This window comes from Enterobacter mori LMG 25706, from assembly GCF_000211415.1.
Lineage (GTDB): Bacteria > Pseudomonadota > Gammaproteobacteria > Enterobacterales > Enterobacteriaceae > Enterobacter > Enterobacter mori.
The window spans coordinates 685,561-711,195 of record NZ_GL890775.1; the positions used below are offsets into that span (position 1 = coordinate 685,561).

Genomic DNA, 25,635 nt, shown 5'->3' on the forward strand with positions numbered 1-25,635 from the left:
CTTTCCACTTTCTTTCGAAGTCAGTTGCTGGATAAAAACACAGTAATAAAATGGCGGCGCACCTGCAAAATCAGGTGCCGGGATTGGCGTCCTGATTACACACGAGAAATGATGTTGATACGTCAACTATCATCAGGTTCGTTCACACTTTTGAAAGCTAGCGATATAATCCGCAGACTCAATTATGGTGGGCTGAACCGGGGCTTCTAATGAAGCGCCGATTTTCCCGTGTGGGTCGGTACGCCAAACCGGTTCAGTCTGCCACCTGAGTTGGCGTTCGGGTGGAGATCTCATCATTTCACACGGAGTCATAACCAAATGGAACATAACAATTTTTCACAACTCTACACCGAACTCTCCCTCAACCCCGATCTCCCCACCCTTGCCGAGCGCTGCAAACTGCTCACCGAAATCCTCCTCGACTGCAAATCACTCCCGCAAACCCAGCCCGTTTGCCGTTGCCTCGGAGCCTGGCTGGAAGAGGTGAAATCCGGCCTCACAGAGTCAATGCGTGATTTTCAGGTGGTGGAATTTGAGGACGAAGCGGAACAACCGCGACAAAAAGAGTGGTTGCTGGAAGATACAGAAACAAAATGCAACTACTGTCGGGCATTAAACCATGTGCTGCTGGTGTCGCATTTTGACCACGATATGTTGCCGCATCTCACGGGATTACTTCACGACATGGCTCATTCTATGGCAGGGGATTTAATCGCTCCTGCACAACCGTGGATGACAATACATCTTCCGACGCAGTAACACTAAAGTCATAAATAAAAAAGGCCGGGATTATCCCGACCTTTTAAATATTCATCTGCCATTACAGGCGAAAACAATTAGCGACTACGGAAGACAATGCGGCCTTTGCTCAGGTCGTACGGGGTCAGTTCAACAGTCACTTTGTCGCCCGTTAAAATGCGGATGTAGTTTTTGCGCATTTTACCGGAGATGTGCGCAGTTACCACGTGACCGTTTTCCAGCTCTACGCGAAACATGGTATTAGGCAACGTATCAAGTACGGTACCCTGCATTTCAATATTGTCTTCTTTGGCCATCTAATCCTCTGGGGTATCACTACCAAGTTTTGAACCGGCAAGATAATGCCGAAATTCATCAATTAAGTAAAGAATTGCGCGTTTAAAACGCAGCAAAACAGTTTCAGCGCATTGCCCAAGCGTCACGGTACAACCGAACGGAAAGCGCATTCGTAAAGGGGAAACAACAGGATAAACGTCAGGACGTTATCTGAAGCGAGGGTCCCAAACGGCGGCGGGGCAACAGGCAGAAGCTACTCTGCGGCATAATTATAACACCCTCATAAAAAATATGCGGAAAACATTTAGGCATTGGGCAGAAAGAGTGTACGCGGTACCCAGAAGTCACGCGGGAGCTTCTCCTGACGACAATTATCGAGATGTTCAATGTAGTGGCGGCGGGAGATTTCGACGGCGCCGAGCGAGGCGGTATGCTCGTTAAGCACCTGGCAATCCATCAGTCGTCCGCCACGTTGGGCAAATTCCTCGCAGAACACCAGCAGTGCCGTTTTTGAGGCATTAACTGCACGCGAGAACATCGACTCCCCACAAAACAGCGTTCCCTGAGCCACGCCGTACATGCCGCCCATCAGCTCACCCCCATCCCATACTTCAATAGAATGCGCGTAACCCAGCTCATGCAACTGGTGATAGGCGGTGATGATATCACGAGTGATCCATGTACCTTCGTGCCGATCTTCAGCACAGCCTTCAATGACCTGACCAAAAGCGTGATTCAGGGTTACGCGATACGGCGACTTCGCGTGAAAGCGCTTCATGCTGCGGCTAATGTGAAACTGCGCTGGCCACAATACGGCTCGTGGATCGGGTGACCACCATAAAATCGGGTCGCCTGGAGAAAACCACGGAAAAATCCCGCGCTGATAAGCCATCAACAGACGAGCAGGGCTGAGATCGCCGCCCAGTGCCAGCAACCCGTTAGGTTCACGTAGCGCCCCCTCCGGTGAAGGGAACGCAATATTATGACGAGACAGCTGGACCAGGCGCATGACAGCAGAACTCCAATACGCGAGTGAGGATCGGTACAAATATAGTCTACAGACGTTGTTTAAACTGGTAGTAGCGACCCTGTTTTGCCAACAGTTCTGCGTGACTACCTTGCTCAATAATGTGTCCGTTGTCCATCACAATTATCCGATCGAAACTCGCCAGTCCGCGCAGGCGATGCGTCACCATCAGCACCGTTTTACCGGCCATAACATTCGCCAGTAAATCAAGAATTTGGCTTTCGGTGGTGGCGTCCAGCCCTTCGGTGGGCTCGTCGAGCAGCATCAGCGGCGCATCGTGCAGCAGCGCACGGGCAATCGCCAGACGACGCAGTTCGCCACCGGAGAGGAGACGACCCCCTTCACCCAGCCAGCTATTTAGACCTTCGTCCTCAAGCAGCTTATGCAGCCCGACCTGTTCTAGCGTGGTACGAAGTGCATCGTCAGATGCGTCCGGCGCTGCCAGCAGCAGGTTGTCGCGCAGCGTGGCGCTAAACAGATGCACGCGCTGTGGCACAACGCTGACGGTCTTGCGTAAGATCTGCTCGCTGAAATCAACCAGCGGCACTGCGTTAAAGAGAATCTGACCGTGCTGCGGATCCCAGGCGCGCGTCAACAGCTGCAGAAGCGTTGACTTACCGCATCCGGTCCGCCCAAGGATTGCAATGCGCTGGCCCGGGTTAACGGAGAGATTGATATCTTCAAGTGCATTCTGCGTCTGTGTGTTATAGGCGAAGGTGACGTTATTCAGCGTCAGCGCAACCTGCGCAGGAGCCGCACTTTGTTCAGCCGTGAATTTCACCTCTGGCTCCTGCTCGGCAATTTCCGTGATGCGCAGGGCAGAGGCGATAACCTGTCCAAGATGCTGGAAGGCCCCCGTCACGGGTGCCAGCGCTTCGAAGGCTGCCAGTGCACAGAAAACAAAGAGTGCAATCAGCGGGCCTGGCTGCAGATTTCCACCCACGCCGCCGGAGGCCATCCACAGCATCGCGATAACAGCCACGCCGCCGATGAGCATCATCAACGCCTGGGAGAAGGCCGTGAGTTCAGACTGTCGACGCTGGGCTTCATGCCAGTTCAACTCCGTACTTTCCATACGCGCGCGGTAACGCTTGCTGGCACCGAAAATGGTCAGTTCTGCCTGTCCCTGCAGCCAGGAGGTCAACTGCTGACGATATTCTCCCCGCAGGCGCGTCAGACTTTCGCCGGTGGATTTACCGGCGCGATAGAACAGCGGCGGCAGGATAATCAACGTCAGCAGCATAATGCCGCCGAGCGTCAGCGCGATAGGGACGTCCAGAACACACAGACCCAGCGTGACGACAACAATCACCACAAACGCGCCGACTATCGGTGAAATCACGCGCAGATAGAGGTGATCCAGCGTATCGACATCCGCAACCACGCGGTTGAGCAATTCGCCCTGACGAAAACGCGCCAGCCCGGCAGGGGAGAGCGGGAGCAGCTTGCTGAACGTGTAGATGCGCAGGTGCTGGAGCACGCGGAATGTGGCGTCATGGCTGACCAGACGCTCGAAGTAACGCCCGGCGGTACGGGTAATGGCGGTGCCACGTACGCCTGCTGCCGGGAGCATGTAGTTAAAGCTGTAGAGCCCGGCGAAACCTGCAACGGCAGAGGCAGACAGGAACCAGCCAGAAAGGGTGAGCAGGCCGATGCTGGCGAGCAGGGTAATAATCGCCAGCACGATCCCCAACGTCAGCATCCATTTGTGGCGCTTATACAGGGCAAGATAAGGGAGCAGGGCACGCATCAGATGTCCTCCTGACGATTCGCGAGAAGGGCTGCAAAAGGCCCCTGCGCGGCAACGAGTGAAGCATAATCGCCTTGCTCAACGAGTTGACCGTTTTCCATCACCCAAATCTGGTCCCAGTCGGCGATGCCTTCAAGCTGGTGGGTGACCATCAGCGTGGTTTGCTGCTGTGATGCGGCATTAAGCGCTTCCATCACGCGTTGTTCGCTGTGCGCGTCCAGGCTGGCGGCAGGCTCATCCAGCAACATCAGTTGGCAAGGATTCAACAACGCGCGGGCAACAGCCACACGCTGCGCTTGCCCTACGGACAGCCCGGCAGACTGGTCGCCAACGACCGTATCCACGCCCTGCGGGAGCAGCGGCAGAAACTCGCTAACCCAGGCGCGATCGAGGACCGATTGCAACTCGTCTTCCCGCGCGTCCGGGCGAGCCAGAAGCACGTTTTCGCGTAGCGTGGAAGCCGGAAGCTGCGGGTTTTGTCCTACCCAGCTCAGCTGTTTGCGCCAGGCATCAGGCTCCAAATCGCACAACTCAGTTTTATTAATGCACAGCGAACCGGTGTAAGCCATAAAGCCGGAGAGTGCATTTAACAGCGAGCTTTTCCCTGAGCCACTGGTTCCGACCAGCACCACGCGCTGCCCGGCAGGCAGGGTAAAGTTGAGCGGACCTGCCAGCACTTTGCCTTCAGGTGACAGAACAGAAAAATCCTTCGCCTCAATCGTCACGGGCTCTTTGGCGTTCAGAACGATGTCTCCACGCTCGGGATGCGCCAGCGGTGTTTCAAGGAAGGTTTTCAGGCTATCGGCCGCGCCAACCGCCTGTGCTTTGGCATGGTAAAAGGTGCCAAGATCTCGCAGCGGCTGGAAAAACTCCGGAGCCAGGATCAATGCCAGGAAACCTGCTGAAAGCGTTACGGCTGTGCCGTAGTGACCGAAATCCAGCGCGCCGAGGTAAGAAAACCCGAAGTAGACCGCCACAAGGGCAATCGACAGCGAAGTGAAGAATTCAAGCACGCCAGAGGAGAGAAATGCGAGACGCAGCACCTCCATGGTGCGCTGACGGAAATCCTGAGACGCCAGGCGAATATTTTCCGTTTCCGCTTCACCCCGGCCAAAAATACGCAGGGTTTCCATTCCGCGCAGCCGGTCAAGGAAATGCCCGCTCAGGCGGCCCAGCGCGAGGAAGTTACGACGGTTAGCATCCGCCGCTCCCATCCCGACCATCGCCATAAACAGCGGGATAAGCGGGGCGGTACCCAGCAGGATCAGCGCCGCTACCCAGTTGGTCGGGAAAATCGCAATCAGTATCAGCAGCGGTACGCAAACGGCCAGCGCCATCTGCGGCAGGTAGCGGGCGTAGTAGTCGTGCATATCGTCGATCTGTTCAAGGATCAGCGTCGCCCAGCTCCCCGCAGGTTTACCCTGGATCCAGGCAGGCCCGGCCTCCTGAAGACGATCCAGGACCTTACGGCGGATCTCGTAGCGGATATGCTGTCCGGCATGAAAACCAACGCGTTCACGCAGCCAGACTACCCACGCACGAAGGATAAAAACCAGAATCAGGACAATAAAGGGCAACAGGAGCGCTTCACGCGGAATGTTCTCCATGATCATATGATTAAGAATGCGGGCCAGCAGCCATGCCTGGGCAACAATCAACAAACCACTGATGAGTCCCAGAAGACGGGAAATCATGAGCCAGCGGCGGGAAAGAACGCTTTGCTGTTTAAGCCAGCGTGTTAACTCTTGTTGACGGGTTTTTTCCATTGCGTACTTTGCAGGTGACGTTATAAGAAATTAGACCACTGCATGTTACACGTGGGGAAAAATAAAGGCGACCTGTGGCCGCCTTTATTTACGTTTGTTACTGACTTGTAAAGATTATTTACCTTGTTCAGCCAGTCCGTCGAGGTAGCGTTCAGCGTCCAGCGCGGCCATACAGCCGGTGCCCGCAGAGGTAATCGCCTGACGATAAATATGGTCCATCACGTCGCCAGCCGCGAACACGCCCGGGATGCTGGTCTGGGTCGCGTTACCGTGAATGCCGGACTGCACTTTGATGTAGCCGTTTTCCAGCTCCAGCTGACCGTCGAAGATCGCGGTGTTCGGGCTGTGACCGATCGCCACAAACAGGCCCGCCACTTCCAGCGACTCGATGTTATCAGTGTTCTGGGTATCGCGCAGACGCAGACCGGCAACGCCCATCTGGTCGCCCGTGACCTCTTCCAGGGTACGGTGGGTGTGAAGCACGATGTTGCCGCTTGCCACTTTATCCATCAGGCGTTTGATCAGGATCTTCTCAGCGCGGAAGGTGTCGCGACGGTGGATCAGGTGCACTTCAGAGGCGATGTTTGCCAGGTAGAGCGCTTCTTCCACTGCGGTGTTACCGCCGCCGATCACGGCGACTTTCTGATTGCGATAGAAGAAACCGTCGCAGGTAGCGCAGGCAGATACGCCGCGGCCCTTGAACGCTTCTTCAGATGGCAGACCAAGGTAACGGGCAGAGGCGCCGGTGGCGATGATCAGCGCGTCACAGGTGTATTCGCCGCTGTCGCCGGTCAGGCGGAAAGGACGGTTCTGCAGATCGACCTTATTGATGTGGTCGAACAGAATTTCAGTTTCGAATTTGGCGGCATGCTCGTGCATACGTTCCATCAGCAGCGGCCCGGTCAGGTCGTTCGGGTCCCCTGGCCAGTTTTCCACTTCGGTGGTGGTGGTCAGCTGACCGCCTTTTTCCATACCGGTGATGAGCACCGGGTGCAGGTTAGCGCGTGCAGCATAGACCGCTGCGGTATATCCCGCAGGTCCAGAACCAAGGATTAGCAGCTTACTGTGTTTGGCCGTGCCCATGAGATCCCCATTGTTGTTGGCAGACATTTGGCTGGATTGTAGGGAATTTGTTGCCGTAAAAAAAGAGCGCAGCAATTTTGATATCAATCTGTGTAATAGCCACGGACGATGAATGAGGCGCTATAACATCACTATTTCGCCTGAAATCCGGTCGTTTATAAGGCAATAAAATGACGATTAATACCCTGCCGTAATGAATATCCGGCATGTTGTACTAAAAATCGATGTTTTGCTTTGACAATCACCTGCGCTTTTGCGAAAACATTCAAGGAAGAAAAAAAACCGCGTTAACCGTGTGCCGCATAGGCATGCACGTAAATGCCATTTTTACCGTGTCAGTGAAATCTACGCATGGCGTGGACAGACGCCATACGTGATGTCGGTGACTGCCTTCGGGCAACGGTCTTCTTACCAACAGAACCCGAATCCGCATCGCGTCTATAGCCTAATAATTCGAGTTGCATGAAGGCGGCGACGCAGCGAATCCCCGGGAGCGTACATCAGTACGTGACTGGGGTGAGCGAGGACAAACTGGCCTGGCCAGTTTGAACAGCGCTTGCGCTGGCCCCGAAGGGGCGAGGCCACAGGCCGAGTCAAGCCAACGCACAGGCAACTTGAAGTATGACGGATATAATACATAACCAGGCGATGTGATGACTAACGGGTACAGGCTCTGAACAGTGATGTGCACAGGGTCCAGGCAGGAGTAGGGAAGGAATACAGAGAGACAATAATAATGGTAGATAGCAAGAAGCGCCCTGGCAAAGATCTCGACCGTATCGATCGTAACATTCTTAATGAATTGCAAAAGGATGGGCGTATTTCCAACGTCGAGCTTTCAAAACGTGTGGGACTTTCCCCGACGCCGTGCCTTGAGCGTGTGCGCCGACTGGAAAGACAGGGTTTTATTCAGGGCTATACGGCTCTGCTTAACCCGCATTATCTGGATGCCTCACTTCTGGTATTTGTTGAGATTACTCTGAATCGTGGTGCGCCGGATGTGTTTGAACAATTCAACTCCGCTGTACAAAAACTTGAAGAAATTCAAGAGTGTCATCTGGTTTCCGGTGATTTCGACTACCTGTTGAAAACCCGCGTGCCTGATATGTCCGCCTACCGTAAGCTGCTGGGTGAAACCTTGCTGCGTCTGCCGGGCGTGAACGACACCCGTACGTATGTGGTGATGGAAGAGGTTAAACAGAGCAATCGTCTGGTAATTAAGACGCGCTAACACGGAACAGGTGCAAAATCAGCGTAGTTTGATTACACTCCTGTTAATCCATACAGCAACAGTGCCGGGGAGTCCCCGGCGCTGTTGTCCGTTTTAGCAAACAGGCAGGATATGCCTGATACCTGGAGAGCCTTTCTTGAGCCAGGAATACACTGAAGACAAAGAAGTCACACTATCGAAGCTAAGCAGCGGACGTCGTCTCCTCGAGGCTTTGCTGTTGGTTATTGCCCTTTTCGCCGTCTGGCTGATGGCAGCCTTACTCAGTTTCAACCCCTCCGATCCCAGCTGGTCGCAAACCGCATGGCATGAGCCTATTCATAATTTAGGCGGTGTACCGGGTGCCTGGCTTGCGGACACGCTCTTTTTCATTTTCGGTGTGATGGCCTATACCATTCCCGTCATTATCATTGGCGGATGCTGGTTTGCCTGGCGTCATCGTCAGAATGACGACTACATCGATTACTTCGCGGTATCGCTGCGCCTGATTGGCGCGCTGGCATTGATCCTCACATCGTGCGGGCTGGCGGCTATAAACGCCGACGATATCTGGTACTTCGCCTCCGGTGGCGTCATCGGCAGCCTGCTGAGTTCCGCCCTGCAGCCGATGCTTCACAGCAGCGGAGGTACCCTGACGCTGCTTTGCATCTGGGCCGCAGGGTTGACCCTGTTTACTGGCTGGTCGTGGGTGAGCATCGCCGAGAAGATCGGCAGCTTTATTCTCACTATCCTCACTTTCGCCAGTAACCGTACCCGTCGTGACGATACATGGGTCGATGAAGACGAATATGAAGATGAGTACGAAGAGGAAGACGAGGCGCCGGTACAGCGTCGTGAATCTCGTCGGGCCCGTATTCTTCGTGGCGCGCTCGCGCGTCGTCAGCGCGTCGCTGAAAAATTTGCCAATCCGCTTGGGCGTAAAACAGATGCGGCGCTCTTCTCCGGCAAACGCATGGATGAAGACGAGCAGGTTGAGTACCGTGCGGCGGGCGCCGCCGTCGATCCTGATGATGTTCTGTTCTCCGGCAATCGTGCGATGCCGGGCGATTTTGATGAGTACGATCCGCTGCTGAATGGTCATTCAGTGACAGAGCCGGTCGCAGCCGCTGCTGCCGCTACCACGGCAGCGCAGGCTTTCGTTGCGCCAGCGGAAGCCGTAATGCCCTCCGCGCCTGTTCCGGCACCGGAGTCGGTTATCCAGCAACCTCAGGTTGACTGGCAGACTGCACCGGGTGTTCACACCCCGGAACCTGTTATTGCGCCTGAACCAGAAAGCTATGTTCCTGTGCAGCAGGAGCAATGGCAGCAGCCTTATCAGCCGGAGCCTGTGTATGAACCACAGGGGTACCCGGAATATGAGCAACCGGTCGCACAGCCGTATGTACCGGAACCGGTTGAACCTGCGCAGCCATACGCACAACCTGAGCCTGACGTGGCGGAAGAGGCGAAACCATCTCGTCCACCACTGTACTACTTTGAAGAAGTGGAAGAGCGCCGCGCCCGTGAGCGCGAGCAGCTGGCAGCCTGGTATCAACCTGTGCCGGAGCCGGTGCAAGAGCCTGTCACAAAAGCGCCTTCCGTTTCCGTACCGCCAGTAGATCCAACGCCTGTGGCAGAGAGCGTGAAGCAAGCCTCTGTCGCTGCCGCCGCTGCGGCACCAGTCTTTAGCCTGGCGACCGGCGGCGCGCCTCGTCCTCAGGTGAAAGAGGGCATTGGCCCGCAATTGCCTCGTCCTAATCGCGTACGTGTGCCCACGCGCCGCGAGCTGGCTTCCTACGGTATCAAGCTGCCTTCCCAGCGTATGGCTGAGGAAAAAGCGCGTGAATCGGACTATGAAGACGACGCCGATGAACTTCATCAGGATGAGCTGGCGCGTCAGTTCGCCGCGCAGCAAAATCAGCGTTACGGTGAAGAATATCAGCACGACGAGCAAATCCAGGAAGATGAAGACGATGCGGCAGAAGCGGAATTAGCCCGCCAGTTCGCCGCTACGCAGCAGCAGCGTTATTCTGGTGAACAGCCTTCGGGCGCGAACCCGTTCTCGCTGACGGATTTTGAATTCTCACCGATGAAAGATCTGGTGGATGATGGCCCAAGCGAACCGTTGTTTACGCCGAGCGTAATGCCGGACGCTGAACCCGTGCGCCAGCAGCCTGCACCTCAGGCTTACACGCAGCAGCCACAGCAGCCTGCGCCACAGCCGCCGCAGTTCCAGCAGCCTGCGCCTCAGCCGCAGGAAAGCCTTATTCACCCGCTGCTGATGCGTAACGGCGATAGCCGTCCGCTGCAGCGCCCAAGCACGCCGCTGCCGTCGCTGGATCTGTTAACGCCGCCACCGTCAGAAGTGGAGCCGGTTGATACCTTTGCGCTCGAACAAATGGCGCGTCTGGTCGAAGCCCGTCTGGCTGATTTCCGCATCAAGGCGGATGTGGTGAACTACTCACCGGGTCCGGTGATCACGCGATTCGAACTGAATCTGGCGCCAGGCGTAAAAGCAGCGCGTATTTCTAACCTGTCACGAGACCTGGCGCGTTCCCTGTCGACCGTTGCGGTACGTGTGGTGGAAGTGATCCCAGGCAAGCCGTACGTTGGCCTTGAGCTGCCGAACAAGAAACGTCAGACCGTTTACCTTCGAGAAGTGCTGGATAACACCAAGTTCCGCGATAACCCGTCCCCGCTGACCGTGGTGCTGGGTAAAGATATCGCAGGCGATCCGGTGGTGGCAGATCTCGCGAAAATGCCTCACCTGCTGGTTGCCGGTACCACCGGTTCCGGTAAGTCAGTTGGCGTTAACGCCATGATCCTCAGCATGCTATACAAAGCGCAGCCGGAAGATGTGCGTTTCATCATGATCGACCCGAAAATGCTCGAACTGTCGGTCTACGAAGGTATTCCGCATCTGCTCACGGAAGTGGTGACGGACATGAAAGACGCCGCCAACGCCCTGCGCTGGAGCGTCAATGAGATGGAACGCCGCTACAAGCTGATGTCTGCGCTGGGCGTGCGTAACCTGGCCGGTTATAACGAGAAAATCGCCCAGGCTATGCGCATGGGACGTCCTATTCCGGATCCTTACTGGAAGCCGGGTGACAGCATGGATGCCCAGCATCCGGTGCTGGAAAGACTGCCTTATATCGTCGTGCTGGTTGATGAGTTCGCTGACCTGATGATGACCGTCGGTAAGAAAGTGGAAGAGCTGATTGCTCGTCTGGCGCAGAAAGCGCGTGCGGCGGGTATTCACCTTGTGCTGGCGACGCAGCGTCCTTCCGTGGACGTTATTACTGGGCTTATCAAAGCGAACATTCCGACGCGTATTGCGTTTACCGTATCAAGTAAAATTGACTCCCGTACCATTCTTGACCAGGGCGGCGCTGAGTCGCTGCTGGGCATGGGGGATATGCTTTACTCAGGTCCGAACTCCACCTCGCCGGTGCGTGTCCACGGTGCATTTGTCCGCGATGAGGAAGTTCACGCTGTCGTGCAGGACTGGAAAGCGCGCGGTCGTCCACAATACGTGGACGGGATCACCTCTGACAGCGAGAGCGAAGGCGGCGGCGGTGGCTTTGACGGCGGTGAAGAGCTGGATCCGTTATTCGATCAGGCGGTTAACTTCGTGACCGAAAAACGCAAAGCGTCCATCTCTGGCGTGCAGCGTCAGTTCCGTATCGGCTACAACCGCGCGGCGCGTATCATCGAGCAGATGGAAGCGCAGGGGATTGTGAGCGAGCAGGGGCATAACGGTAACCGCGAGGTGCTGGCTCCGCCGCCGTTTGATTAACCTTCAGCGATTGCAAAGAAGGGTAAATCAGCCAAAATTAAGCATTTTCTTCTGTCGCCTGCCTTCGGGCAGGGCCAGAATAGAAGACGGAAACCCCATATCGGGAAGACGTATTTTAAGGAATAACAATGAAAAAAATCGCTATCGCCTGTGCTTTACTCACCAGTTTTGTTGCCAGCAGCGTCTGGGCTGATGCAGCCAGCGACCTTAAAAGCCGACTGGATAAAGTAAGCAGCTTCCACGCCAGCTTCACGCAAAAAGTGACTGACGGCAGCGGCAACGCGGTGCAGGAAGGCCAGGGAGATTTGTGGGTAAAACGCCCAAATCTCTTCAACTGGCACATGACCCAGCCGGATGAGAGTATCCTGGTGTCTGACGGTAAAACCCTGTGGTTCTTCAACCCGTTTGTTGAACAAGCCACGGCGACCTGGCTGAAAGATGCGACCAGCAATACGCCGTTTATGCTGATTGCCCGCAACCAGTCCAGCGACTGGCAGCAGTACAACATCAAACAAAACGGTGATGAGTTTGTCCTGACGCCGAAAGGCAGCAACGGCAACCTGAAGCAGTTCACCATTAACGTGAGCAGCAACGGCACGATCAATCAGTTCGGTGCGGTTGAGCAAGATGACCAGCGCAGCAGCTACCAGCTGAAAACGCAGCAAAACGGCGCTGTTGATGCATCAAAATTCACCTTTACCCCGCCGCAGGGCGTAACGGTGGATGACCAACGCAATAAGTAAGAGGCATGAGTGGGCAATCTGTCGCTCGATTTTTCAGATAATGCGTTTCAACCTCTGGCCGCTCGTATGCGGCCAGAAAATTTAGCGCAGTACATCGGCCAGCAGCATCTGCTGGCTGCCGGGAAACCGTTGCCACGCGCCATTGAGGCCGGGCATCTGCACTCGATGATCCTCTGGGGGCCTCCAGGCACCGGTAAAACGACCCTCGCTGAAGTGATCGCCCGATATGCAAACGCGGACGTTGAGCGGATTTCTGCCGTGACCTCCGGCGTGAAGGAGATCCGCGAAGCGATCGAGCGTGCGCGGCAGAACCGCAATGCAGGACGCCGGACTATCCTCTTCGTGGACGAAGTTCACCGCTTCAACAAGAGCCAGCAGGATGCCTTCCTGCCGCATATTGAAGACGGCACGATCTTCTTCATCGGTGCCACCACGGAAAACCCATCCTTTGAACTTAACTCAGCACTTCTTTCCCGTGCGCGCGTTTACCTGCTCAAATCGCTGACTACCGACGATATCGAAAAGGTGCTCACCCAGGCGATGGATGACAAAGCGCGGGGTTACGGCGGACAAGACATCGTTCTACCGGATGAGACGCGCCTCGCGATTGCTCAGTTGGTTAACGGCGATGCGCGTCGGGCTCTGAACACGCTGGAAATGATGGCCGATATGGCCGAAATAGATGATTCCGGCAAGCGGGTGCTGAAGCCTGAATTGCTCACCGAAATAGCCGGTGAGCGAAGCGCGCGTTTTGATAATAAAGGCGATCGTTTTTACGACCTAATCTCGGCGCTGCATAAGTCCGTGCGCGGTAGTGCCCCGGATGCGGCGCTCTACTGGTACGCGCGCATTATTACCGCAGGTGGCGATCCGCTGTATGTCGCACGTCGCTGTCTGGCGATTGCATCAGAAGACGTCGGTAATGCCGACCCGCGCGCCATGCAGGTGGCTATCTCCGCCTGGGATTGTTTCACACGCGTTGGGCCTGCCGAAGGCGAGCGTGCCATTGCGCAGGCGATTGTCTATCTGGCCTGCGCGCCGAAAAGCAATGCGGTTTATACCGCCTTCAAAGCAGCAATGTCTGATGCGCGCGAGCGTCCGGACTATGATGTGCCGGTTCATCTGCGTAACGCACCAACAAAGTTGATGAAAGAGATGGGGTACGGGCAGGAGTATCGTTACGCCCACGACGAACCCAATGCCTATGCCGCCGGAGAGGACTATTTCCCGCCAGAGATGGCACAAACCCGCTATTATCACCCCACAAACAGAGGTCTTGAGGGTAAGATTGGCGAAAAGCTCGCCTGGCTTGCCGGACAGGATCAAAATAGCCCTATAAAACGCTACCGTTAGCGCTATCGTTGCGGTAATGTTGGCGTTGTATCCCTGTGACCGCAGGCTGTGGTCACTTTTCCTATTTTAATTCGATAAGCACAGGATAAGCATGCTCGATCCCAATCTGCTGCGTAATGAGCCAGACGCAGTCGCTGAAAAACTCGCACGCCGGGGCTTTAAGCTGGATGTAGATAAGCTGCGCGCTCTTGAAGAGCGTCGTAAAGTTCTGCAGGTACAAACTGAAAATCTGCAGGCAGAGCGTAATTCTCGATCGAAATCCATCGGCCAGGCGAAAGCGCGCGGGGAAGATATTGAGCCATTACGCCTGGAAGTGAACAAACTGGGTGAAGAGCTGGATCAGGCGAAAGCTGAACTGGACGTTCTTCAGACCGAAATTCGTGATATCGCCCTGGCTATCCCGAATATTCCTGACGACAGTGTGCCTGTCGGCAAAGATGAAAACGACAACGTTGAAGTGAAACGCTGGGGCACGCCTCGCGAGTTCGACTTCGAGGTTCGCGATCACGTGACCCTGGGCGAAATGCACGCGGGCCTGGACTTTGCGGCGGCGGTTAAGCTGACCGGTTCTCGCTTCGTGGTCATGAAAGGTCAGATTGCTCATCTGCACCGTGCGCTGGCACAGTTCATGCTGGATCTGCACACTGAACAGCATGGTTACAGCGAAACCTACGTTCCGTATCTGGTTAACCACGATACGCTGTACGGTACGGGTCAGCTGCCGAAATTTGCCGGCGATCTGTTCCACACCCGTCCGCTGGACGAGGAAGCAGACAGCAGCAACTATGCGCTGATCCCAACCGCGGAAGTGCCGCTGACTAACCTCGTGCGTGATGAGATCATCGACGAAGACGACCTGCCAATCAAACTGACCGCACACTCTCCGTGCTTCCGTTCTGAAGCAGGATCTTACGGTCGCGACACGCGCGGTCTGATCCGTATGCACCAGTTCGACAAAGTTGAGATGGTGCAGATCGTCCGTCCGGAAGAGTCTATGGACGCGCTGGAAGAGATGACCGGCCACGCTGAGAAAGTGCTGGAGCTGCTGGGTCTGCCGTACCGCCGTATGGCGCTGTGCACCGGCGACATGGGCTTTGGTGCCTGCAAAACCTTCGACCTGGAAGTTTGGGTACCTGCGCAGAACACCTACCGTGAAATCTCCTCTTGCTCTAACGTCTGGGATTTCCAGGCGCGCCGCATGCAGGCTCGCTGCCGCAGCAAGTCCGACAAGAAAACCCGTCTGGTGCACACACTGAACGGTTCTGGTCTCGCTGTGGGTCGTACGCTGGTTGCCGTGCTGGAAAACTATCAGCAGGCAGACGGACGTATTGAGATCCCGGAAGTGCTGCGTCCCTACATGAAGGGCCAGCAGTTCATCGGCTAATAATATGTCTTAAAACAAGAAAGCGCCTCAGGGCGCTTTTTTTATGCCTGCTAATTGATACGACTCAATAATCTCTCCCTCTAAAGTAGTAATACTCCTCCGAATGAAAGTCAGCATAAAAAGCTGATAACGCAGAAATTCGTTCTATATAAAACTATATAGCGGTCTATGCCGCCTCTCTTTTCTTTGTGAGCAACCAAAGTGAGTCTTTATGAAAATCAAAGCGCCTGAAGCGTTAATGGCTGCCGAGGTCACTCGCCGTGGGTTGATGAAAACCACGGCAATTGGCGGCCTGGCTGTAGCCAGCAGCGCCTTCACGCTCCCTTTTACCCGACTAGCATCGGCGGCGGACACATTATCCCCAGCCTCAGCGCCGGAAAAAGTGGTCCGGAGTGCATGTACCGTTAACTGCGGTAGCCGTTGTCCACTGCGCATGCATGTGGTGGATGGTGAAATTAAATATGTCGAAACCGATAACACCGGGGACGATAACTATGAAGGGTTACATCAGGTTCGCGCCTGCCTGCGCGGGCGCTCCATGCGTCGCCGCGTCTATAACCCGGATCGTCTTAAATACCCGATGAAGCGTGTCGGTAAGCGTGGGGAAGGGAAGTTCGAGCGCATTAGCTGGGACGAAGCCTACGATATTATCGCGACCAACATGCAGCGTCTGATCAAAGAGTATGGCAACGAGTCCATCTACCTGAACTACGGCACCGGGACGCTCGGCGGCACGATGACGCGATCCTGGCCGCCGGGAAAAACGCTGGTAGCACGCTTGATGAACTGCTGCGGCGGTTATCTCAACCACTACGGCGACTACTCTTCCGCGCAGATTGCGGCAGGTCTCAACTACACCTACGGTGGCTGGGCCGACGGTAACAGCCCGTCTGATATCGAAAACAGTAAGCTGGTCGTACTCTTCGGTAACAACCCGGGTGAAACGCGCATGAGCGGCGGCGGGGTGACCTACTACCTCGAACAGGCCCGCGCCAAATCCAATGCCCGCATGATCATCATCGATCCGCGCTACACCGACACCGGTGCCGGACGTGAAGACGAGTGGATCCCAATCCGTCCGGGTACCGATGCGGCGCTGGTCTCCGCGCTGGCATGGGTAATGATCACCGAAAACCTCGTTGATCAGCCTTTTCTGGATAAATACTGCGTCGGCTATGACGAGAAAACGCTGCCCGCCAGCGCGCCTGCCAATGGCCACTATAAGGCGTATATTCTCGGTCAGGGCAGTGACGGCGTGGCGAAAACGCCAGAGTGGGCGTCCACCATCACCGGGATACCGGTTGAGCGTATTGTTCAGCTGGCGCGTGAGATTGGCTCAGCCAAACCGGCCTACATCAGCCAGGGCTGGGGGCCGCAGCGTCACGCCAATGGCGAAATCGCGACCCGCGCAATCTCCATGCTCTCCATTTTGACCGGCAACGTTGGTGTTCACGGCGGGAATACCGGCGCCCGTGAAGGCTCGTATTCGCTGCCGTTTGAACGCATGCCGACGCTGGACAACCCCGTGCAGACCAGCATCTCCATGTTTATGTGGACGGATGCAATCGAACGTGGTCCTGAGATGACCGCGCTGCGCGACGGGGTGCGTGGCAAAGACAAGCTGGATGTGCCGATCAAGATGATCTGGAACTATGCCGGCAACTGTCTTATCAACCAGCACTCCGAAATCAACCGTACCCATGAAATCCTGCAGGATGACAAGAAGTGCGAAATGATTGTGGTGATTGACTGCCACATGACATCGTCGGCGAAATATGCCGATATCCTGCTGCCGGACTGTACCGCGTCAGAGCAGATGGATTTCGCCCTGGATGCCTCCTGCGGCAACATGTCCTACGTGATCTTTACCGACCAGGCGATTAAACCGCGCTTCGAGTGCAAAACCATCTATGAGATGACCTCAGAGCTGGCGAAGCGTCTTGGCGTAGAGCAGCAGTTTACCGAGGGGAGGACGCAGGAAGGGTGGATGCGCCATCTGCACGAGCTCTCTCGTAACGCTATCCCTGACCTGCCGGACTTCGACACCTTCCGCAAGCAGGGGATGTACAAACAGCGTGACCCTGAAGGGCATCACGTGGCGTACAAAGCCTTCCGCGAAGACCCGCAGGCTAACCCGCTGACCACACCGTCGGGCAAAATCGAAATTTACTCCGAAGAGCTGGCAAAAATTGCCTCCACCTGGGATCTGCCGGAAGGGGATGTTATCGATCCACTGCCAATCTACACGCCGGGTTTCGAAAACTACAACGATCCACTTACCGCGAAATTCCCGCTTCAGCTGACCGGTTTCCATTACAAGGCCCGCGTCCACTCAACCTACGGCAACGTCGATGTACTGAAAACCGCGTGCCGCCAGGAGATGTGGATCAACCCGGTGGATGCCAAAGCACGTGGAATCAACAATGGTGACCGCGTACGCATCTTCAATGGTCGTGGTGAGGTACATATCGAAGCCAAAGTCACTCCGCGCATGATGCCTGGCGTTGTCGCGCTGGGGGAAGGGGCCTGGTATAACCCGGATGCAAACCGCATTGACCAGGCGGGCAGTATTAACGTACTGACCACACAGCGGCCGTCGCCACTGGCGAAGGGCAACCCGCCCCACACGAACCTTGTTCAGGTTGAAAAGGTGTAAGGAGTAACCGATGACAACCCAGTATGGATTTTTTATTGATTCCAGCCGCTGCACAGGGTGTAAAACCTGCGAGCTGGCCTGCAAAGATTACAAAGACCTGACGCCGGACGTGAGCTTCCGCCGTGTTTACGAATACGCCGGTGGCGACTGGCAGGAAGATAACGGCGTCTGGCATCAGAACGTCTTTGCCTACTACCTGTCAATTGCGTGCAACCACTGCGAAGATCCGGCTTGTACCAAACTCTGTCCGAGCGGTGCGATGCACAAGCGTGAAGACGGCTTTGTGGTGGTGGCCGAAGATGTCTGCATCGGCTGCCGCTATTGCCACATGGCGTGTCCGTACGGTGCACCACAGTACAACGAAGCAAAAGGCCATATGACCAAGTGCGACGGCTGCCACTCCCGCGTGGCCGACGGTAAAAAACCGATCTGCGTGGAATCCTGCCCGCTACGCGCGCTGGACTTTGGCCCAATTGAAGAGCTGCGTAAAAAACATGGCCAGCTTGCTGCCGTTGCGCCGCTGCCGTCCGCGCACTTCACGAAGCCGAGCATTGTGATTAAACCTAACGCCAACAGCCGTCCTACAGGTGATACCACCGGCTATCTGGCAAACCCGAAGGAGGTGTGAGATGGGAAGTGGATGGCATGAATGGCCGCTGATGATCTTCACGGTCTTTGGGCAGTGCGTTGCGGGTGGCTTTATTGTGCTCGCGCTGGCGCTGTTGAAGGGTAATCTCAACGCAGAACAGCAGCAGCGTTTGGTGCTGAACATGTTTGGCCTGTGGGTACTGATGGGGCTTGGCTTTATTGCTTCTACGCTGCACCTCGGTTCACCAATGCGCGCGTTCAACTCTCTGAACCGCGTGGGGGCATCATCTCTCAGTAACGAGATTGCCAGTGGGGCGATTTTCTTTGCTGTTGGCGGGCTGGGCTGGCTGCTGGCCGCGCTGAATAAATTGCCTGCGGCGCTGCGTAGCCTGTGGCTGACTGTGACGATGGTGCTGGGCGTGGTGTTCGTGTGGATGATGGTGCGTGTCTATAACACCATTGATACTGTCCCAACCTGGTATAGCATCTGGACACCGATGAGCTTCTTCCTGACGATGTTTATTGGCGGGCCGCTGCTCGGCTACCTGCTGCTGCGCGTCGCGGGTGTGGATGGCTGGGCAATGCGTTTGCTGCCTGCCGTATCGCTGCTGGCTTTGGTCGTGAGCGCTGTGGTTGCTCTGATGCAAGGGGCGGAGCTGGCAACGATTCACAGTTCGATTCAGCAGGCCTCTGCCCTGGTCCCGGATTACGGTTCTCTGATGGCCTGGCGCATCGTTCTGCTGGTCGCGGCGCTGGTATTCTGGATCGCCCCTCAGCTTAAAGGTTATCAGCCCGCGCTGCCGCTGCTGTCACTGGCCTTTGTGCTGGTACTGGCGGGTGAACTGATTGGCCGCGGAGTGTTCTACGGGTTGCATATGACCGTTGGTATGGCTATCGCCAGTTAGCGTTGTATTTAGTTCTATCAAGCCGGGCCCGAGCGCCTGGCTTCTCTTTTTTCAATCATGAAATTTTTCGACTGTCGTTTTGTTTTAATTTCGGGCATTAATAAATAAAAACAGAGACATAATTAATATCTATAGCAGGCGTGGCATTAGCAGGATAAGTTTTTTAAATCGACAGGGATCATATTGTGCGTGGCGCTTAAATCAGTGGATTGACTTTGTTTTTGCCAGTGGCATGATGCGCACGAAATCTGAACTTCCTCACGGTTTTTAATCCATGACCACCTATACCCGGCCAGTGCTTCTGTTGCTCTGTGGCCTGCTTCTGTTGACCCTGGCGATCGCAGTGTTAAATACGCTCGTCCCGCTGTGGCTCGCCCATGAAAACTTACCGACCTGGCAGGTGGGTATGGTCAGCTCGTCCTTTTTTACCGGGAATCTGCTGGGCACATTATTAACCGGTAGCCTGATCAAGCGTTTTGGCTTTAATCGCAGCTATTATCTGGCTTCGCTGATTTTTGCCGCCGGATGTGCCGGGCTGGGACTGATGGTTGGTTTCTGGAGCTGGATGGCATGGCGCTTTATCGCTGGCGTAGGCTGCGCGATGATTTGGGTGGTGGTTGAAAGTGCGCTGATGTGCAGCGGCACGTCACGTAACCGCGGACGCCTGCTTGCCGCCTATATGATGGTTTACTACGTCGGCACCGTGCTGGGGCAACTGATGGTGAGCAAGCTGCCAACCGACCTGATGAGCGTTCTGCCGTGGGTAACGGGCATGGTGCTGGCCGCAATCCTGCCTCTGCTGTTTACGCGCATTGTGAACCAGAACAGTGAGCATCAGGAAGCGACCCACATCTGGCCGATGCTGAGGCTGCGCCATGCACGCCTGGGGATTAACGGCTGTATTATTTCCGGGATTGTGTTGGGTTCGCTCTATGGCCTGATGCCGCTCTACCTGAATCATCAGGGCGTGAGCGATTCCGGAATAGGGTTCTGGATGGCGGTGATGGTCAGCGCCGGGATTGTTGGGCAGTGGCCTATTGGTCGTTTGGCTGACCGCTTTGGTCGCCTGCTGGTGCTGCGCGTTCAGGTCTTCGTGGTGATCATGGGATGCCTTGCGATGCTCAGCAATGCCGCCATGGCACCGGCCCTGTTTATACTTGGGGCTGCGGGCTTTACGCTCTATCCTGTTGCGATGGCCTGGGCCTGTGAGAAAGTTGAACATCACCAGCTGGTGGCGATGAATCAGGCGCTGTTACTGAGCTATACCATCGGCAGTTTATTAGGGCCGACGTTTACCGCGATGCTGATGCAGAATTATTCCGATAACCTGCTGTTTATCATGATCGCCAGCGTATCGTTTATTTATCTCTTAATGCTACTGCGCAAAGCGGGCGAGCACCCAACGCCAGTGGCACATGCCTGATTAAATAAAAGCCTGTCGATGACAGGCTTTTTTGTCCCCATCACAACTAAGAGTTTTACTTATTGTGTGTTTATCTCACCAGGCGATAATTCACAGCAGTCCTACCACAATAAGGCAGTCATCATGTCTATTCGTCGTTTTTCCACTACTGCGCTTGCCGTAGTGTTGTCTTTAACGTTTGCAACCGCTCCGGTCATGGCTAATCCTGGAAATGGGAATGACGGTGGTCACGGAAACGGTGGTGGACAAGGTAATAGCGGCAATCATGGCAACGGGAATTCTGGTGACCATGGTAATAAGCAAAATAACGGTAAGGACAATCCGGGAAAATCGGATAAGAGCTTCAAAAACAGCAAAGATGTCAGTAATGATGTCGACGTTCGTGTGAGCTTCGATCATGCCCGCCATCTGGCACTGAATTACGGCTTAACGGGCTATGATTCTCTGCCTCCGGGGATCGCAAAAAACCTGGCGCGCGGTAAACCGCTGCCTCCGGGCATTGCGAAGAAAACTGTGCCAGCTTCTATGCTGGGCCAACTTCCTTCTTATCCGGGCTATGAATGGCGGGTGGTGGGGGATGACCTGGTCTTAATCGCATTGAGTACCGCGATTGTAACCTCCGTTATTAATGGCGTCTTCAAATAGAATACAGAAAAGGCCCGGTTTTCACCGGGCCTTTTCTTTAATACATCACCTTGTGGCCGTACTGTTCAAGAATACCTTTGACGCGTTCCATCGTCTCTTTTTTTGGCGGCTTCACGCCATCAAGCTTATATTCTTCACCCATCGCCACCCATTTGTGTTTACCGAGTTCGTGATAGGGCAGAAGCTCAATTTTCTCCACGTTGCCCATATCACGGGTGAATTCGCCGAGACGGTGCGCGGAATCATCATCATCTGACCAGCCCGGCACGACCACATAGCGGATCCAGGTTTTGATGCCTTTGTCGGCAATGTATTTGGCAAATTCCAGCGTGCGGTGGTTGGAGACGCCAACCAGGTTCTGGTGGATCTCATCATTCATCTGTTTGAGATCGAGCATGACCAGATCGGTCACTTCGAGCAGTTCATCAATAACCGGATCGTAGCGGCGTACAAAGCCATTGGTGTCGAGACAGGTATGGATACCTTCCTTGCGGCAGGCACGGAACCAGTCGCGGACAAATTCAGCCTGCAGGATGGCCTCGCCGCCGGACGCGGTGACACCGCCGCCGGACGCGTTCATAAAGTGGCGGTAGGTCACCACCTCTTTCATAAGATCTTCAACGGTTACTTCTTTACCGCCATGCGTATCCCAGGTGTCACGGTTATGGCAGTACAGGCAGCGCATCAGGCAGCCCTGGAAAAAGGTGATAAAGCGGATGCCCGGGCCATCGACGGTGCCACAGGATTCAAAGGAGTGAATGCGACCAATAATTGACATTGCGGTGATATCTCCAGCATCGGCCCGTCCGGGGCCTGTGTATGCACAGCTCAAAACCGGCTGTGTTAAGTCTGTTTTGGCTGTTATCCATTAAGTATAGATAGCGGACAAAAGAGACTGAGATGGAGAGGGTGCTAAAAAGGCCCCACTGACGTGGAGCCTTTATTGTACGCTTTTTAACGCGTGATTTCAGTCAATTCCAGTTAGATGGACTGAGTGAAAGTACGGGTGATAACGTCCTGCTGCTGTTCTTTAGTCAGGGAGTTAAAACGTACTGCGTAGCCAGATACACGGATGGTCAGCTGAGGATATTTCTCAGGGTGTTCCATCGCGTCGAGCAGCATTTCACGGTTCATTACGTTCACGTTCAGGTGCTGACCACCTTCGATGGACGCTTCGTGGTGGAAGTAACCATCCATCAGACCCGCGAGGTTAGTTTTACGCACTTCGTCGTCTTTACCCAGCGCGTTTGGCACGATAGAGAAGGTATAAGAGATACCATCTTTCGCGTAAGCAAACGGCAGTTTAGCAACGGAGGTCAGAGAGGCAACTGCACCTTTCTGGTCACGACCGTGCATTGGGTTAGCACCTGGGCCGAATGGCGCGCCAGCACGACGACCGTCTGGGGTGTTACCGGTTTTCTTACCATACACAACGTTAGAGGTGATGGTCAGAACAGACTGAGTCGGGATAGCGTTACGGTAAGTCGTCAGTTTCTGAATTTTCTTCATGAAACGTTCTACCAGGTCAACCGCCATGTCATCAACGCGAGAGTCGTTGTTACCAAACTGCGGGTATTCACCTTCGATTTCGAAGTCTACAGCCAGGCCGTCTTCGTCACGAATTGGTTTAACTTTCGCATATTTGATTGCAGACAGGGAGTCAGCGGCAACGGACAGACCCGCGATACCACATGCCATGGTGCGAACCACGTCACGGTCGTGCAGTGCCATCAGAGAGGCTTCGTAGCTGTACTTGTCGTGCATGTAGTGGATAACGTTCAGCGCAGTGACGTACTGTTTAGCCAGCCAGTCCATGAAGTGATCCATACGATCCATCACTTCGTCGAAGCTCAGAACGTCGCCTTTGATCGGCTCAGACTTAGGACCAACCTGCATTTTCAGTTTTTCATCAACGCCGCCGTTGATTGCGTACAGCATGGTTTTCGCCAGGTTTGCACGCGCACCGAAGAACTGCATTTGTTTACCAACAACCATTGGGCTTACGCAGCAAGCGATAGCGTAATCATCGTTGTTGAAGTCCGGACGCATCAGGTCATCGTTCTCGTACTGCAGAGAAGAGGTATCGATAGACACTTTAGCGGCGAATTTCTTGAAGTTCAGAGGCAGTTTTTCAGACCACAGAACGGTGATGTTCGGCTCCGGAGAAGGACCCATGGTGTACCGGGTATTCAGGAAGCGGAAGCTGTTTTTGGTTACCAGAGTACGGCCGTCAACGCCCATACCACCGATTGATTCTGTTGCCCAGATTGGGTCACCAGAGAACAGCTCATCGTATTCAGGGGTACGCAGGAAGCGAACCATACGCAGTTTCATGACCAGGTGGTCAATCATTTCCTGAGCGTCTTGCTCGGTGATTTTGCCTGCTTTGATATCACGTTCGATGTACGCATCCAGGAAGGTGGATACGCGACCGAAGGACATTGCTGCACCATTCTGAGACTTAACCGCGGCCAGGTAGCCGAAGTAGGTCCACTGGATAGCTTCCTGAGCGTTGGTAGCAGGACCAGAGATATCGCAGCCATATTTAGCAGCCATCTCTTTGATCTGACCCAGTGCGCGGTGCTGTTCAGCGATTTCTTCACGCAGACGGATAGTCGCTTCCAGGTTTACGCCGTTTTCCAGGTCAGACTGCAGGGAAACGAACTGCGCGTATTTGTCTTTCAGCAGGAAGTCGATACCGTACAGCGCAACGCGACGGTAGTCACCGATGATACGGCCACGGCCATACGCATCTGGCAGACCGGTCAGAACGCCAGATTTACGGCAGTTCAGAATGTCTTTGGTGTAAACATCGAATACACCCTGGTTGTGGGTTTTGCGGTATTCGGTGAAGATTTTTTTCAGCATTGGGTCCAGCTCGCGGTTATACGCTTTGCAGGAACCTTCAACCATTTTGATGCCACCGAACGGGATGATTGCGCGTTTCAGTGGTGCTTCAGTCTGCAGACCAACGATTTTCTCAAGGGCTTTGTTGATGTAGCCAGCATCGTGAGAAGTGATGGTTGATGCAACGGAGGTGTCAAAATCAACTGGCGCGTGAGTACGGTTTTCCAGTTTAACGCCTTCCATTACGCTGTCCCACAGCTTGGTGGTCGCGTCAGTTGCGCCAGCCAGGAAGGATTCGTCACCTTCATACGGGGTATAGTTTTTCTGAATGAAGTCACGTACGTTTACTTCATTCTGCCAGTCACCTTTCGCAAAACCTTCCCAGGCTGTGGCTAACTTTTCATTAAGCTCGGACATGTAACACCTACCTTCTTAAGTGGATTTTTTATTTACTGCCTGAGACAACCATTAATGATGGTCGTCGCCACGCAGGTAAATGACCCAGTATGTCAACCCAACTAACAGACCCCCACCGATAATGTTCCCGATAGTGACAGGGATCAGGTTATCAGTAATGAAGTTCATGATTGTCAGGTGAGAGAAACTTTCCGGATTTGAACCAACTGCGGTCCAGAACTCCGGGCTCGCAAAGTTGCGGATAACAATCCCCATTGGGATCATAAACATATTCGCAATACTGTGCTCGAAGCCGCTCGCAACAAACATCGCAACCGGTAGAACCATAATCATGGCTTTGTCCATCAGGCTACGACCCGAGTAGCTCATCCAGACGGCCAGGCAGACCATCAGGTTTGCGAGGATGCCGAGAGCAACAGCTTCGATAAATGTATGGTGCATTTTGTGGTCAGCGGTTTGCAGGACGTTAAGCCCCCAGCCACCGTTGGCGGTCATGTACTCGCCAGAGAGCCACATCAACAGAACAAAGAGCAGACAGCCAATCAGGTTACCAACATAGACGTTTAGCCAGTTGCGTGCCAGTTGACCCCAGGCAATTCTTCCGCTGGCTTTCGCCACAACAATCCGCCCCGTAGAGGTGAAAAGGTCGGCGCCGCAGATGACGCAAAGAATCAGACCCAGTGAGAAGCAAATGCCGCCAATCAGTTTGGCCATGCCGAAAGGCATCCCGGCAGTACCGGTGGTGGCAGTGATGTAGAAGACGAAAGCGATTGAGATGAACACACCAGCCGTGATCGCCAGATAGAACGTCTTCATCGGGTGTTTCGTTGCTTTATAGACACCCGCTTCTTCGGCAACTTTGGCCATTGCAGCTGGGAGTAAAAGATCAAAAGGGTTGTCAGCTTTCACACTAACTCTCTCTTTATTAAGTCGGCGACGAGATACTAACAAAGCATTATAGAAGAGAAATTGATATAGATCATATCTCGCCTGGCTTATAGGCCCGC

At 54.6% G+C, this 25,635-nt stretch carries 19 protein-coding genes; 11 read left to right on the top strand and 8 right to left on the bottom strand.

Annotated features, from left to right (window positions below):
• Positions 1-318 precede the first annotated feature (318 nt).
• Complete coding sequence (locus tag ENTMO_RS0108315) at positions 319-759, top strand: hypothetical protein (protein ID WP_010429172.1); 441 nt, start codon at positions 319-321, stop codon at positions 757-759.
• Positions 760-836: 77 nt separating this feature from the next.
• On the opposite strand, the gene infA is transcribed toward ENTMO_RS0108315, so the two are convergent.
• The 5 genes from infA to trxB all read right to left on the bottom strand — a co-directional run bounded on the left by infA (position 837) and on the right by trxB (position 6,661).
• Positions 837-1,055, bottom strand: coding sequence for a translation initiation factor IF-1 (gene infA, locus ENTMO_RS0108320; protein WP_002211347.1), 219 nt, complete (start codon positions 1,053-1,055; stop codon positions 837-839).
• 284 nt (positions 1,056-1,339) lie between these two features.
• Positions 1,340-2,044 carry a leucyl/phenylalanyl-tRNA--protein transferase gene (aat, locus tag ENTMO_RS0108325; protein ID WP_010429175.1) on the bottom strand — a complete coding sequence of 235 codons (705 nt, stop codon included), beginning with the start codon at positions 2,042-2,044 and terminating at the stop codon, positions 1,340-1,342.
• A 46-nt stretch (positions 2,045-2,090) separates the two neighbouring features.
• The gene (gene cydC, locus ENTMO_RS0108330; protein WP_010429177.1) at positions 2,091-3,812 is read right to left on the bottom strand and encodes a heme ABC transporter ATP-binding protein/permease CydC; all 1,722 of its coding nucleotides are present in this window, start codon (positions 3,810-3,812) and stop codon (positions 2,091-2,093) included.
• Positions 3,812-5,578: a heme ABC transporter permease/ATP-binding protein CydD gene (cydD, locus tag ENTMO_RS0108335; RefSeq protein WP_010429180.1), complete on the bottom strand. Its 1,767-nt coding sequence runs from the start codon at positions 5,576-5,578 to the stop codon at positions 3,812-3,814. Before cydD ends, cydC begins: the two co-directional genes overlap by 1 nt.
• 114 nt (positions 5,579-5,692) lie before the next feature.
• Complete coding sequence (gene trxB / locus ENTMO_RS0108340) at positions 5,693-6,661, bottom strand: thioredoxin-disulfide reductase (protein WP_010429185.1); 969 nt, start codon at positions 6,659-6,661, stop codon at positions 5,693-5,695.
• Between the two features lie 736 nt (positions 6,662-7,397).
• Between trxB and lrp the strand changes: the two genes are divergently transcribed.
• From lrp to ENTMO_RS0108390, 10 genes are all read left to right on the top strand, one after another.
• Entirely contained in the window at positions 7,398-7,892 is a 495-nt protein-coding gene (lrp, locus tag ENTMO_RS0108345; RefSeq protein ID WP_002439523.1) for a leucine-responsive transcriptional regulator Lrp, read from the top strand.
• 136 nt (positions 7,893-8,028) lie between these two features.
• Entirely contained in the window at positions 8,029-11,667 is a 3,639-nt protein-coding gene (locus ENTMO_RS0108350; protein ID WP_029485021.1) for a DNA translocase FtsK 4TM domain-containing protein, read from the top strand.
• A gap of 128 nt (positions 11,668-11,795) precedes the next feature.
• Complete coding sequence (lolA, locus tag ENTMO_RS0108355; RefSeq protein WP_010429202.1) at positions 11,796-12,410, top strand: outer membrane lipoprotein chaperone LolA; 615 nt, start codon at positions 11,796-11,798, stop codon at positions 12,408-12,410.
• Between the two features lie 9 nt (positions 12,411-12,419).
• Entirely contained in the window at positions 12,420-13,763 is a 1,344-nt protein-coding gene (gene rarA, locus ENTMO_RS0108360; protein WP_010429205.1) for a replication-associated recombination protein RarA, read from the top strand.
• 91 nt (positions 13,764-13,854) lie between these two features.
• Positions 13,855-15,147, top strand: coding sequence for a serine--tRNA ligase (gene serS, locus ENTMO_RS0108365; RefSeq protein ID WP_010429208.1), 1,293 nt, complete (start codon positions 13,855-13,857; stop codon positions 15,145-15,147).
• Positions 15,148-15,358: 211 nt separating this feature from the next.
• Positions 15,359-17,803, top strand: coding sequence for a dimethylsulfoxide reductase subunit A (gene dmsA, locus ENTMO_RS0108370; RefSeq protein ID WP_010429211.1), 2,445 nt, complete (start codon positions 15,359-15,361; stop codon positions 17,801-17,803).
• Between the two features lie 10 nt (positions 17,804-17,813).
• Positions 17,814-18,431 carry a DMSO/selenate family reductase complex B subunit gene (locus ENTMO_RS0108375; RefSeq protein ID WP_010429214.1) on the top strand — a complete coding sequence of 206 codons (618 nt, stop codon included), beginning with the start codon at positions 17,814-17,816 and terminating at the stop codon, positions 18,429-18,431.
• Between the two features lies 1 nt (position 18,432).
• Positions 18,433-19,296 carry a dimethyl sulfoxide reductase anchor subunit family protein gene (locus ENTMO_RS0108380; protein ID WP_010429217.1) on the top strand — a complete coding sequence of 288 codons (864 nt, stop codon included), beginning with the start codon at positions 18,433-18,435 and terminating at the stop codon, positions 19,294-19,296.
• Between the two features lie 274 nt (positions 19,297-19,570).
• On the top strand, positions 19,571-20,719 hold the full coding sequence (locus ENTMO_RS0108385) for an MFS transporter (protein ID WP_010429220.1): 1,149 nt from the start codon (positions 19,571-19,573) through the stop codon (positions 20,717-20,719).
• A gap of 123 nt (positions 20,720-20,842) precedes the next feature.
• Positions 20,843-21,364: an anti-virulence regulator CigR family protein gene (locus tag ENTMO_RS0108390; RefSeq protein WP_010429223.1), complete on the top strand. Its 522-nt coding sequence runs from the start codon at positions 20,843-20,845 to the stop codon at positions 21,362-21,364.
• Positions 21,365-21,401: 37 nt separating this feature from the next.
• Here ENTMO_RS0108390 and pflA read toward each other — a convergent pair whose 3' ends face one another.
• The 3 genes from pflA to focA form a co-directional block, all read right to left on the bottom strand.
• A complete protein-coding gene (pflA, locus tag ENTMO_RS0108395) occupies positions 21,402-22,142 on the bottom strand; it encodes a pyruvate formate lyase 1-activating protein (protein ID WP_010429226.1) in 741 nt (246 codons plus the stop codon).
• Positions 22,143-22,345: 203 nt separating this feature from the next.
• Positions 22,346-24,628 carry a formate C-acetyltransferase gene (gene pflB, locus ENTMO_RS0108400; RefSeq protein WP_010429228.1) on the bottom strand — a complete coding sequence of 761 codons (2,283 nt, stop codon included), beginning with the start codon at positions 24,626-24,628 and terminating at the stop codon, positions 22,346-22,348.
• 51 nt (positions 24,629-24,679) lie between these two features.
• Positions 24,680-25,537 (bottom strand): formate transporter FocA, encoded by an 858-nt coding sequence (gene focA, locus ENTMO_RS25880; RefSeq protein ID WP_010429231.1) that lies wholly within the window; start codon positions 25,535-25,537, stop codon positions 24,680-24,682.
• Between the last annotated feature and the right edge of the window lie 98 nt (positions 25,538-25,635).